Source organism: Aerococcus sanguinicola, from assembly GCF_001543145.1.
In the GTDB taxonomy this organism is placed as follows: Bacteria; Bacillota; Bacilli; order Lactobacillales; family Aerococcaceae; genus Aerococcus; species Aerococcus sanguinicola.
Genome location: NZ_CP014160.1, coordinates 1,859,981 through 1,871,541 on the forward strand (window position 1 = coordinate 1,859,981; position 11,561 = coordinate 1,871,541).

The window sequence follows — 11,561 nt, forward strand, 5'->3', positions numbered from 1 at the left end:
TTTAGCATTAGGCTCTTGACGAGAAATATTTCCATATGTTTAAGAAGAAAATCAGCAGCAGAAGGTAGCGGATAACATCAAAGATGCGCAAGAAGAAGTTTTCATAGCTGACGGGTGAGAAGAGGTAGATGACCAGTAAGACTACTAGGCAAAAACAGATGCTCAGTGTCATCCCTACAAACATAGAAGAAGTACGAATGGATTGCTTAAGCTTAAAGCACTCTAAAAAATATTCTTTTACATCATCAATATGCATTTGTCATCCACCTTATATGTCTAAATTTTAGCCTTATTATACCGCAAAGTCCTTCTGACTGAAAGTATTTTCATCTAATTGTCTTTTAATCTAAGGCTTTTATTCTATTCAGGAGTGATTAATGACAGTTTAGGAAGTAATAAGTTTTTAATTATAAAATGTAGTATACTTATATTATGAATAAGGAGGAGATTATATGAAGAATAAAGAAACACTCTCATTTCGTAAAGTTAATCTTGGCCTCGCTTCTGTAGCTCTTGCTGGCTTCCTCGCAGCTAACCCGCAAGTGGTTGAAGCGACTGGAACAGCTGATACAGGCGCTGCGACTGCCACCACAACGGCGGGAACTGCAGAACCCACAACTGCTCCAAGTGCTGATGCTAGCAATGCAGGCTACCAAATCCAAGATCCTCAAGAAGCTGAGAAAACTTTAGAACTCGTCCGCAACACTCGTAATACTTATTATGACGATGAAACAGTTCCTTTTGCAGGCACTTCACTGAAAGACTACGTGACTAAGCAAGGCCTGACCAAGGAACAGTATATTAATGACATCCGCTATGACCGGATGAATGAAAAGGATGCCTATATCCGGGCAGAAGAAACAGCCATCCATGGTAAGCTTGACCATAAGGGACCAGATGGCGTAAGTGAGCCCCAATACCATAATAGTAATGCTTGGGGTGAAAATCTGAGCTTTGGTCGCAATTCTGTCGAAGCAGATTTTGAAGCTTGGACCACTGCAGAATTGCCTGCCTTGAAGTCGGCTAATGGGAAATTCACAGGGGAAAATGGTCACCTTTATCAAATCTTAAATCCATTTAATATTTCCTTCGGTTATGGTAGATTCTCAAAAAATGCTCCAGGTGTCGATGCTTCTAAATACAAGAACGCATATGATCCAATCAGCGCTCTGACCTTATCTATGAAACCTGGCGATACCGATTATCCAGCTGGTAAACTTGAAAAAGAGAAAAAAACTGAGCCTATTCCTTTTGAAGTGGAAAGAATTGAAGATTCAACACTTGAAAAAGGTAAAAATATCGTTAAACAAGAAGGTGAGGATGGTTTAAGAGATTCGACGGGTGTTGTTATTCGTCAACCGAAAAATAAAATCATTTTAGTTGGTACTAAGGAACCTGAAAAAACAACGACACCTGTTACACCGGGCCCTCAACCAGAGCCAATACCTGAACCAACTCCAACGCCAGAACCAAGCCCAACACCAAAATTAGAACCAACTCCAGGACCAAATACACAACCAAATCAAGAACCGAAACAGGATCCACAAGCAACTGACCCAGCTAATGAAGGCCCAATAGCTACAACGACACCGCTTGAGGAACCAGATCAGAAGCCGGACCCAAGCCAACCAACTGGTCCAGTTAACACCCAGCCAACAAATACTAACACACCAAACACGGATCCAAAGAAGGAAAGCCCAAGTCGACCTGTAGTTAAACCAACCTCTACAAGTCCAAGTGCACCAAGTAAACCTTCTTCTACGTCCCCTAGTGCGGTAGCTCCTATGAACACAGAGCCTACAGAAGTTAATCCTTCCGCTGTTGCTCCAAGTCAAGACAAAGACCCAGTAGCGCCAGTAGAAGACCAAACGCCTGTAAGTGCAGTTAAGCCAGGTCAGTCACTTGCTAAGCCTGGAAAACAGGAAACTAAGCCAGGGAAAGTCTCTGCTCTTGTACCTAAGGAAGCCAAGCAAGGTCAAGCTCAGGCTAGCCAAGTTAAATCCCAATCAGCGCATTCTGTTCTACCTAAGACAGGGGCAGTTGCTGTGTCCTTTACAGGCTTTGGCCTTGCCCTAGTCGCAGCTGGTGCTGCTTTGTTGAAACGCCGCAAATAATTTTTTCTATCGATTTTTAGAGTCCAGGTTCTCTCGGAGCTTGGGCTTTTTGTTATTCAAGAGTTCCTTAGGCTTATTCAGGAGTGATTCGCTTTTAACGGGTCAAAAAAGGTTATAGTAGAATAAGAGACTTAATGAGGAGGCGGCATAATGACAAATGAAGATTTAATCGATACAGCGACTTACCGCAAGGAGGACTTGGTAAAGGCAAGCGCCCCCAAGGCCTACTGTACCCACTGCGGTTACCGGCTCCATGAACAGGCCTCTTACTGCTATAATTGTGACCAGGATCCTTCGATAGGGACGGCTTACTGTCGGCGCTGTGGGGGCAGTCTCTTAGTGGGGCAGAAATTCTGTTCCCGTTGTGGGCTGGCCCAGGCGAAGTCATCCCAGATTCATTTGGAACGTTTTCCATTTGCCGGGGAGACACCAGCCATGCAAGCAGAGATGGAGAAGATTGAAGCCAGTGGGGAAAGAGACAAGGGACGCTTTAATATTTGGGCCTTTATCTTTAGCGGGCTTTGGTTTTGTTATCAGGGTTTGTGGGAATTCGGTCTCATTCTGATCGCTCTCACCTGTCTGCCTTTTGCCTTCTGGTTGAAGCTGGTCTTGATTACTTTCTTTTCAGGCCGCTACGGGATTTACATTAAGTACCGTTATCTCAAGTACGGTGAGCGCTTGCCTAACTTAGCAAAATTATTTCACTAAAAAAGACCAGTCAAAAGCTACTTGACTGGTCTTTTCTTATGAGCTATTTTCTTAAATTAACGGTCAACATCATCTTCTGGTTCAACCAGGGCTTCATTATCATTGAAGATGGTTTGGTTCATGTTGCCCATAGCCTTAGAGGTCACGGTTCCAGCGATAATGGAGTCGTTGACATTAAGGGCGGTACGTCCCATGTCAACGATCGGTTCAATAGAAACCATGAGCCCGATAACTTCGATAGGGAGTCCTAACATACCAAAGAGAATGAGGGAGCCGAATGTGGCCCCACCACCTGCACCAGATACCCCGATAGAGGTGATGGTAGCTGCTGCAATGATGGTAATCCAGGTACTTGGGTCAGAGAAGGACATGCCGGCAGCTGGTGCTGCGATAACGGCTAACATAACAGGGTAAATCCCCACACAACCGTTCTGACCGATGGATAGGCCAAAGGTAGCTGAGAAGTTAGCAGTTGGTGTATCCACACCCAAAGCTTCGGTTTGTGTCTGAATGTTTAGGGGCAGGGAACCTGCACTTGACCGAGCCGTGAAGGCAAAGATCAAGACATTGGCAGCCTTTTTGAGATATTGGATGGGGTTAATCCCAAAGAGGACAAGGATGATCATGTGGATGATAAACATCACGATCAAGGCCACATAACAAGCTACAATGAAGGTTGCCATAGTTTGGATGGTTGAAATACTTGAAGTCGCTAGGGCCTTGGTCATCAGAGCGAAGATCCCGTATGGCGCAATGCGAAGGACCAGGGTGACTAAACGAGAAACAATGGCATGGAGGCTGTTGATAATCTTTTCAAAGATTTCAGCTTCTTCTGGATGGTGGCGGCGCCCACCGAGATAGGCAGCCCCCACAAAGACAGAGAAGATAACAACAGCGATAGTCGAAGTTGACCGGCTACCCGCCATATCCGCGAAGACATTCACCGGAATGAAGGAACGGATGGTTTCAGGGATGGTTAAATCAGCGATTTCCGAATTACGCTCTACTAATTGGTCAATCCGGGCATTCTCAGTAGCGCCCCGGGCAAATTCGGCCCCATCTAAATTGAAGAGGACTCCGGTTGCGATAGCGATGAATGCGGCAATCGCAACGGTAATGAGTAGAGTTCCGATAACGCCTGTCCCGATCTTACCGAGGTTGGATTGTTCGTGGTCGAGCTTGGTAAAGGCCCGGATCATGGAAACCATTACCAGTGGGATAACCAACATTTGTAGGAAGTTGATGTAGCCCTTGCCGACAATATCAATCCAGTCCATAATTTCCGCAGTGACCTCACTCTCAGCGCCTAGGATGAATTGGATCAGGAGTCCAAAGACGATCCCTAAGCCCAGACCGGTGAAGACGCGGTTGGAATATTTAACGTGCTTGCGGCTCATCTGGTTGAGGACCAGGCAGAGCGCAACAAATATGAGTAAAGTAATAATAACTTGCAAAATGCATACCTCCTTCTTGTTCACTTACTATTTATTAGCTGATGAACTGAGAATATTATAGCTTATTTTTTATTAGAATGCACCTAATAAGCCTCGAGACCGATTTTTTATCATTTTTCTCTTTTTGAGGGGAAGAAATGGTATAATATAGCTTTAAAGCAGATGTTGAGAGCAGATTAGTGATTGATCGGCTTGCACTTAAAGGAGACGAGTCATGGTAAAATTTAATCAGCACTTTGATAATCCAGACCAATTAAAGGCCTTCTTACGCCAAGAAGACCGGCCTGATCTGGAGCTAGAATATTTAGAAGTCCAAGATGAACTGGAAGAGCTAGCAGCTGGACCAGTATCCCGGGAAAACCACCGCCAACAGCTTAAGCTGGAAACTTACCGGGATGCCCTGGTGGAAGTTCTCAATGAAAAACCGATTGAAGATGAGATAAGAAGTGAAGTAGAGGAAGAAGAATCTGATGACTATGTAGAAGAAGATAAGCAAGGTCCTACTGACTCGAGTATGGAGAGTAAAGGGGCAGCCTTTCTTTCCGGCTTAGGCCAGCAGGTGAAGCGGGGCGTCCAGGCTAGCGGCCAGGCCATTAACCGGGGAATCGAGCATGAGATGGCCAAGAAAGAACCCTGGAAAGAGAAGAAGGCTGCTCTGGCCGAGGAGCGCCAGCGAGCCAAGGAAGCCAAAGAGGCCCAAGCCTTAGCCAACCAGGCCCAATATAAGCCCTATCCTAGGAAACGGCGCCGGGGTTGCGGTTGTGGGGGCTGTCTCTTAGTAATCGTCCTCGCCTTAGTATTAGGCTACTTTGCTTTGGGACAGGCCCAAGTCTACCTCCCTAACATTTCACTGAATGCACCAGATATTAGGGTAGATGGGGGCAGCTTGATCCAAGAAGGCTGGGAATATGCCAAGTCTTGGCTCGGCAATCTTTTCTCTGGCGACGACCAAGCGCCTGCAGATGAAGGCCAGGGCTGGCAAGCCCCTGCGGATAATGGGGGTGGAAGCTGGCAAAATCAAGAAGCACCGGCTACTGATAATGGTTGGACCGAACCTGCCCCTACAAGTCCGGACCCGGCTCCACAAGCAGGGGATGAGACTGGAACAGGTTATTAATTGAATAGATGTCAAAGAAGTAGGTAGAGGCTGGGGTTAACCCTGGCCTTTTTTTGCTTTCTTCCTAAATCATCCGAATCTAAGTACCAAGTCTCACACCCTAGTCGGGTTCGGTCTGGCAGAAATAGCTCCTCTTCACAAATAGTCGCCGAAGATTTGCAATCTTCTCTGACTATTTGCTCCAGAGGTCTATTTCTCCCGCCAGCCCTCACACCCTTCCTAGTCGGGTTCGCAAGAGCAGACTTGAAGGGATTTCACCCAATCGGAACGACCGGCTAAAGTCGCTCTTATCCGCTTGGGCTCCAATCATTCAAGTCTAACCGCTCTTGCTCACACCCTTAATTATGATATTTTTGTAAGAAAGATTAGTTTTTGTTAATTATTCTCTTGACTTTATTATAATGTCGGTTTATTATTAGGTCATCACGATAGGGAGGAGCATGAAGAATGAAACAATTGAATTTAGAGCATGTTAATTTTTCATGTTCTGCTAAGAAAATGAGCAAGTATTACTTTAGCTATTTTAGATCGTGTTTGTAGCTGTGAATCCATCATAGGTACAAACATCAGCGTTTTGGATCTATGATGGCTGAAGTCTTTTGAAGTGTTTAGCCATCCAGAATGATAAATTCTAATGGCTAAAGGCATAGCTTATAAATCAGATAGCCTTAAGGTTTAATTAGTTTTTATCATATCTAATTAAACCTTTTTTGTTTGCCAGGAAGGCTAGACGGATCTGTGCCTTAGCACTAGAAATGGAGAGAAGAATGAATAAGAAAATACGCGCTATTTTAGGACTAGGCTTAGTCGGCCTATCTCTGGCTGGATGTAGCCAGGGCGGTCAAGACGGACAAAAAGAGATTGGGATTATCCAATATGGGGAACACCAAGCCCTCAACAATGCCCGGGAAGGTTTCGTGGAAGGCCTCGAAGAAGCGGGCTTCAAGGATGGGGAGACCATCCATATTGATTACCAGAATGCCCAGGCTGACCAGTCTAACCTGAATTCGATCGCCCAAAATATGAAGGGGCGCAAGGATTTAACTTTCGCCATTGCGACGCCCGCAGCCCAGGCTGCCCTCAATGCCGATAAGCAAACCCCTGTCCTATTTACAGCGGTAACGGATGCGGTCTCTGCTAACCTTGTGAAGTCCTTGGACCAACCGGGAACCAATGCTTCAGGAACCAGCGACATTGCCCCAGTGGAGAAAGCGGTGGACCTACTTTTGACGATCGATCCGTCGATTAAGACGGTGGGCATGCCTTACAATTCCAGCGAAGTGAATTCTGAAATCCAGTTTAAGGCTTTCAAAGACTATGCGGAAAGCAAGGGCCTGAAAGTGGAAGCACAAACGGTGACGACAACCAATGAAGTCCAGTCAGCGGTTACAGCCTTGGCCAAACGTGTGGATGGCATTTGCTTACCGACCGATAACACGATTGCCCAAACGATTCCGACAATTGGCAGTGTGGTCCGGGAAGCCAAAGTGCCAACCATCGGAGCTGAGAGCGCCCACTTAGAAGGTTGCTTAGCGACTTACGGGGTTAACTACAAGGATCTAGGCCGGCAGACGGCTGAAATGGCGGTTAAAATCCTCAAAGATGGCGCCGATGTCAGTCAAATTCCTGTCGAAAAAGCTAAGGATTATGAATTAGTAATAAATGAAGCCATGGCCAAAGACCTAGGGATTGACCCAGCACAGATTAAGAAGGGAGAATAAAGGATATGGATTTAATTGTTTCAAGTATTTCACAGGGACTCATGTGGTCCATTCTTGCAATTGGGGTCTATTTGACCTTCCGCATTTTAGATATTGCCGACTTGTCAGCTGAGGGGAGTTTCCCCTTGGGTGCGGCGGTCTGCGCCAAGTTAATTGTTTCGGGAGTCCATCCGTTGATCGCTACCCTTGCTGCTTTCTTAGCGGGCTTAGTGGCAGGCTTGGTCAATGGCTTTATGATTAATAAGATGCATATTCCAGCTTTGCTTTCCGGGATCCTAACCATGACGGGGCTTTATTCCATTAACTTGCGGATCATGGGGCAGGCCAATATTCCTTTACTAGGGGAGGCCAATATCATGGAGTCTTTCCAAGCGACGGGGATGAATCCTACCTTGGCTTCTTTAATCATTGCCTTAATTTTCCTAGCAGTTGTTATTATGGCTCTGGTGATCTTTATGAATACCGAATATGGTTTGACGCTCCGGGCGACTGGGGATAACCCGCTCATGGCAGAAGCCAATGGGGTCAAAACGGACCAAATGAAGTTAGTGGGCTTGATGCTCTCTAACGGTTTGATTGCCTTATCAGGAGCGATTATCTGCCAGAATAACGGCTATGCGGATATTGCCATGGGGACCGGGACGATTGTTATTGGTTTAGCCGCTATTATTATTGGGGAAGTGCTCCGCCGCAACCTCACTTTCGGCAAACGTTTAATCACCATTGCGATTGGAGCTGTGATTTACCGCTTGATTATTGATTTCATCATGCAGCAACAATTCCTGCCTGTTCTTCCCAGCGATATCAAGGTGCTTTCATCCATCGCGCTCGCTATTATTCTCTATGCCCCCCATGCCAAGGCCAGTTTCGCGAACCGGCAAGCCAGTGCTAAGTAAAGGAGTAGTGTTATGACGAACTTACTAGAACTTGACCAGATTAATAAGGTTTTCAATCCAGGAAGTATTAATGAAAACCATGTGACTAAAGATTTGTCCCTCGCCATCCATGACCATGACTTTATCTCTGTGATTGGTTCCAATGGGGCAGGCAAGTCAACCTTACTCAACCTGATTGCAGGAACGATTCCAGTGTCTTCTGGGCGGATCCGCCTGCGCGGTGAAGATATTACGGACCGGCCTGCCTACAAGCGGGCCGCTGGAATCAGCCGGGTCTTCCAAGATCCACAAATGGGGACTGCCCGTAATCTGACCATTGAAGAGAACCTTGCCATCGCATACAAACGGGGCAAACGTCGGGGCTTCGGCCGGTCTGTAACAGAAGACATGCGCCAGCTCTTCCGTGACCAGCTCAGCCGGGTCGACTTGGGCCTTGAAGACCGCTTGAACACCGCTGCATCTAACTTGTCTGGGGGCCAGCGCCAAGTCCTAACCCTGATCATGGCCATCCTCGAAACGCCCGAGCTCTTACTCTTGGATGAGCACACGGCGGCCCTCGACCCGCGGACTAGTGAGATGGTGATGGGCTTAACCCAGCTTCTGATTGAGGAGAACCACTTAACTTCTCTCATGATCACCCATGACATGAATGATGCTCTGGCTTACGGCAACCGTCTGATCATGCTCCATGATGGCCGCATTGTTGTCGATGTCAAAGGGGAAGACAAGGCCAAATTATCGGTTGAAGACTTGATGGAACTCTTCAAGGAGAATGTCGGTAACCAATTGCGTGATGACGACTTGCTCTTAAAAGCTTAATATGGACCATATAAAAATCCTCGGCCCGCACTGGATTAGTGAAGGTCGAGGATTTTTTTGATGTTTTAAATTTTAGACCTTAGTCCACATACCATTCTCTTCTTTGCTGGGTGGATGCTTGGAAGGCGTCTTGGAGCTGGTCAGAGTCTTTGTTCTTTAGGGCTGTTTTGACGCGGACCAGTTCTTTTTCGAAGGCTTCGATGCTTTCCAGTAAGTAGTCCTGGTTGTGGAGGAAGAGGTCTGTCCATAGGGGCGCATTGACGTCCGCAATCCGGGTCAGTTCTTGGAAGCTATTGCCCGCGAACTGCACGGTGTCCTCACAGTTAGGGGCGGAATTTACCGCAGCAACGGCGAGGACGTGCATGAGCTGGCTCACATAGGCTATGGCCCGGTCATGGCTTTCGGCATCCACCCGGCTGACCTCCTGGAAGCCCATGGCCCGGTAGAGGGCTTCGATCAATTCGAGGTGGCTCTCCTGGTTTCTTTGGCTAACGACGAGTAGGGCGTTGGCTCCCCGGAATTGGGCACTATTGAGGCCGGCGATCCCTGCCTTTTCACTCCCTCGCATCGGATGGGCATAGATGAAGTCTAAGTCAGGGCGGAGAATGGCTTCGACTTGGTCCATAACGTCCCGCTTAATCCCTGTAACGTCCGTCAAGAGGCAGGTCGACTTGAAGAGGTCCTGCTTGCTTTCAACATAGGGGGCGACCGCTTGGGGGTGGAGGGTGATAAAGATGAGGTCAGCTTGGCTGAGGGCTTGGTCATCCTCCGTTTGGGCAGTCTTTACAATCCCTAATTCTTCAGCTTTGAGACAGGTCTCTGGATTCTGGTCGATGCCGCGGATTTCTTGGTAGCCTGCTTGGGTCAAGGCTTGGGCAAAGGAAGACCCGATCGCTCCCAGACCGACAATGACAATTTTCATACTTATTCCTCCAAATGTTTAAGCAGGGCTTCTAGGCCCAGGGCGTAGCTGTCCTTACCGAAGCCTGAAATCTGGCCGATGCAGGCAGGGGCAATAACTGAGGTCTGACGGAAGCTCTCTCTTTGTTGGATGGCTGAGAGGTGGACTTCCACACAAGGGATTTGGATGCTGGTGAGCGCATCGTGGAGGGCATAAGAGTAGTGGGTGAAAGCACCCGGGTTAAAAACAATCCCATCGATCTTTTCGTAATAAGCTTCTTGCAGGCGGTCGATCAAGGCGCCTTCATGGTTGCTCTGGAAGAAGCTGAGCTCATGGTCAAAGCTTTGGTCTAAATCACTTTCAATTTGCTTGAGACTAGCATGGCCATAGATAGCTGGTTCCCGAATGCCTAAGAAATTGAGATTGGGGCCGTTAAGAATTAAGAATTTCATGGTTTCCGTCCTTTCGATAGGTCGCTATAATGGTTTTCAGGCACTGGTCCAGGCTGCCCTGGTTGGAGATATGGAAATCAGCAGCTGCCTGGTAGAGGGGGTAGCGCTCTTGGTAGAGGACCTGGAGCTGGTCCAGGCGTCCCTTGAGTAGGGGGCGTTGGTCGCTGTTAATGTCTGCAGCAATCTGGTCCAGGGGGCGGTCGATAAAGAAGACTTTGCCTCCTTTTTTAAGGGCTTACCATTATCGGGATCTTTGACGACCCCGCCACCCGTGGCAATAATAAGGCCCTTAGCTTGATCAAGCTCGCGGGCAAGTTGGGATTCGAAGCTACGGAAGGCAGTTTCTCCTTCTTCAAAAATTTCAGAGATGGTTCGGCCCGAGACTCTTTCAATTTCCTGGTCCATGTCTAGGAAATCTAAGGAAAGTTTTTGGGCGAGGGCTTGACCGAGGCTGGTTTTTCCCGATCCGGGCATACCGATGAGGATGAGATTAGGCTGGGTCATGGTTAAATCCTTTCTTTACACGGGCTAAAATACGCTCCACCTGGTCCTTAGAGAAATGCTGGTCTTCCCAGATTTCGACGGAGCGGATGGCTTGGCCGACTAACATGTCCAGGCCGTTACAGTAGGCCTTGCCGGCTGCTTTGGCATCACTTAAGAGCTGGCTTTCATAAGGGTTATAGATGGTATCGAAGATATGGTCAAAGCGGTCGAGGTCATGCGCTTCCAGCGGGGAGGCCTGGGTCTTCGGATACATGCCGACAGGTGTACAATTGACCAGGAAGTCGCCTCTTAGGATCTCAAGCTCAGCATAGGAAAGGCAAGGCCAGGGCTTGTCCTGGTGCTGGTCGGGATGTCTGGATACCAGGTGGACTTGGGCGCCGTGGTCCGTCAGATAATGGCCCATCGCCTGGGCAGCCCCTCCTGTTCCTAGGACATAGGCGGCTTTCCCTTGAGTCTGCCAATGGCGGCGTTCAAAAGATAGGTGGATGCCATCATAATCCGTATTATAGGCCTTGAGTTTACCGTCGACTTGCTTAATGGTATTGACAGCATCCAATTTTTTCGCAGTTTCAGACAGCTCATCCAGATAGGGGAAGAGGGCCTGCTTATAGGGGATGGTGACATTGGCGCCACGGATATCTAAAGTCTTCAGCGCTTCTAAGGCTTGGCTGAGACTTTCTTCGGGAACTTCAAAGAGTTTGTAAGCCGCTTCAATCTGGGCTTCTTCATATATAATCTGGTGGATCTCTGGGGATAGACTATGGCCCAAGGGGTAGCCAAATAAGCCATAAAATTCCATCTCATCACTCCGTTCTAGCTTATTTTCACTACGATAATGATAAAGTTATCATTATTGTAATGCAAGCCTTGCTTGG

12 protein-coding genes and 1 pseudogene are annotated in these 11,561 nt (G+C 47.6%); 6 read left to right on the forward strand and 7 right to left on the reverse strand.

Going from position 1 to position 11,561, the window contains the following annotated elements; translation table 11 throughout:
- Positions 1-7 precede the first annotated feature (7 nt).
- Complete coding sequence (locus tag AWM72_RS08315; RefSeq protein ID WP_067976168.1) at positions 8-256, reverse strand: hypothetical protein; 249 nt, start codon at positions 254-256, stop codon at positions 8-10.
- A gap of 196 nt (positions 257-452) precedes the next feature.
- Between AWM72_RS08315 and AWM72_RS08320 the strand changes: the two genes are divergently transcribed.
- The gene (locus AWM72_RS08320; protein ID WP_067976169.1) at positions 453-2,114 is read left to right on the forward strand and encodes a G5 domain-containing protein; all 1,662 of its coding nucleotides are present in this window, start codon (positions 453-455) and stop codon (positions 2,112-2,114) included.
- Between the two features lie 150 nt (positions 2,115-2,264).
- The gene (locus AWM72_RS08325; protein ID WP_067976170.1) at positions 2,265-2,822 is read left to right on the forward strand and encodes a DUF2628 domain-containing protein; all 558 of its coding nucleotides are present in this window, start codon (positions 2,265-2,267) and stop codon (positions 2,820-2,822) included.
- Between the two features lie 56 nt (positions 2,823-2,878).
- Here AWM72_RS08325 and AWM72_RS08330 read toward each other — a convergent pair whose 3' ends face one another.
- A complete protein-coding gene (locus tag AWM72_RS08330) occupies positions 2,879-4,276 on the reverse strand; it encodes an L-cystine transporter (RefSeq protein WP_067976171.1) in 1,398 nt (465 codons plus the stop codon).
- A 214-nt stretch (positions 4,277-4,490) separates the two neighbouring features.
- Here AWM72_RS08330 and AWM72_RS08335 point away from each other — a divergent pair, with 214 nt between their 5' ends.
- The 4 genes from AWM72_RS08335 (at position 4,491) to AWM72_RS08350 (ending at position 8,829) form a co-directional block, all read left to right on the forward strand.
- Positions 4,491-5,393, forward strand: coding sequence for a hypothetical protein (locus AWM72_RS08335; protein WP_067976173.1), 903 nt, complete (start codon positions 4,491-4,493; stop codon positions 5,391-5,393).
- Positions 5,394-6,160: 767 nt separating this feature from the next.
- Positions 6,161-7,114: an ABC transporter substrate-binding protein gene (locus AWM72_RS08340; protein ID WP_067976174.1), complete on the forward strand. Its 954-nt coding sequence runs from the start codon at positions 6,161-6,163 to the stop codon at positions 7,112-7,114.
- A gap of 5 nt (positions 7,115-7,119) precedes the next feature.
- Positions 7,120-8,010: an ABC transporter permease gene (locus tag AWM72_RS08345; protein WP_067976175.1), complete on the forward strand. Its 891-nt coding sequence runs from the start codon at positions 7,120-7,122 to the stop codon at positions 8,008-8,010.
- A 12-nt stretch (positions 8,011-8,022) separates the two neighbouring features.
- Positions 8,023-8,829 carry an ABC transporter ATP-binding protein gene (locus AWM72_RS08350; RefSeq protein ID WP_067976176.1) on the forward strand — a complete coding sequence of 269 codons (807 nt, stop codon included), beginning with the start codon at positions 8,023-8,025 and terminating at the stop codon, positions 8,827-8,829.
- 79 nt (positions 8,830-8,908) lie between these two features.
- Here the strand turns inward: AWM72_RS08350 and AWM72_RS08355 are convergent, their stop codons facing one another.
- The 5 genes and pseudogenes from AWM72_RS08355 to aroE form a co-directional block, all read right to left on the reverse strand.
- Positions 8,909-9,751, reverse strand: coding sequence for a prephenate dehydrogenase (locus tag AWM72_RS08355; protein ID WP_067976178.1), 843 nt, complete (start codon positions 9,749-9,751; stop codon positions 8,909-8,911).
- 2 nt (positions 9,752-9,753) lie between these two features.
- On the reverse strand, positions 9,754-10,182 hold the full coding sequence (gene aroQ / locus AWM72_RS08360) for a type II 3-dehydroquinate dehydratase (protein ID WP_067976179.1): 429 nt from the start codon (positions 10,180-10,182) through the stop codon (positions 9,754-9,756).
- Complete coding sequence (locus AWM72_RS09720) at positions 10,163-10,387, reverse strand: shikimate kinase (protein ID WP_425246123.1); 225 nt, start codon at positions 10,385-10,387, stop codon at positions 10,163-10,165. The genes aroQ and AWM72_RS09720 overlap by 20 nt, the downstream gene beginning before the upstream one ends.
- Positions 10,342-10,686, reverse strand: a pseudogene (locus tag AWM72_RS08365) (shikimate kinase); the annotation flags it as partial. The gene AWM72_RS09720 and the pseudogene AWM72_RS08365, both read right to left, overlap by 46 nt.
- Positions 10,673-11,485: a shikimate dehydrogenase gene (aroE, locus tag AWM72_RS08370; protein WP_067976181.1), complete on the reverse strand. Its 813-nt coding sequence runs from the start codon at positions 11,483-11,485 to the stop codon at positions 10,673-10,675. The gene aroE and the pseudogene AWM72_RS08365, both read right to left, overlap by 14 nt.
- Positions 11,486-11,561 lie beyond the last annotated feature (76 nt).

Bases quoted from the DNA above. Each gene is read 5' to 3' on its own strand.
- AWM72_RS08355 (WP_067976178.1), bottom strand. From the start codon at position 9,751: ATGAAAATTGTCATTGTCGGTCTGGGAGCGATCGGGTCTTCCTTTGCC.
- AWM72_RS08320 (WP_067976169.1), top strand. From the start codon at position 453: ATGAAGAATAAAGAAACACTCTCATTTCGTAAAGTTAATCTTGGCCTC.
- AWM72_RS08345 (WP_067976175.1), top strand. From the start codon at position 7,120: ATGGATTTAATTGTTTCAAGTATTTCACAGGGACTCATGTGGTCCATT.
- AWM72_RS08325 (WP_067976170.1), top strand. From the start codon at position 2,265: ATGACAAATGAAGATTTAATCGATACAGCGACTTACCGCAAGGAGGAC.
- AWM72_RS08335 (WP_067976173.1), top strand. From the start codon at position 4,491: ATGGTAAAATTTAATCAGCACTTTGATAATCCAGACCAATTAAAGGCC.
- AWM72_RS08340 (WP_067976174.1), top strand. From the start codon at position 6,161: ATGAATAAGAAAATACGCGCTATTTTAGGACTAGGCTTAGTCGGCCTA.
- aroQ (WP_067976179.1), bottom strand. From the start codon at position 10,182: ATGAAATTCTTAATTCTTAACGGCCCCAATCTCAATTTCTTAGGCATT.
- AWM72_RS08350 (WP_067976176.1), top strand. From the start codon at position 8,023: ATGACGAACTTACTAGAACTTGACCAGATTAATAAGGTTTTCAATCCA.
- aroE (WP_067976181.1), bottom strand. From the start codon at position 11,485: ATGGAATTTTATGGCTTATTTGGCTACCCCTTGGGCCATAGTCTATCC.
- AWM72_RS08315 (WP_067976168.1), bottom strand. From the start codon at position 256: ATGCATATTGATGATGTAAAAGAATATTTTTTAGAGTGCTTTAAGCTT.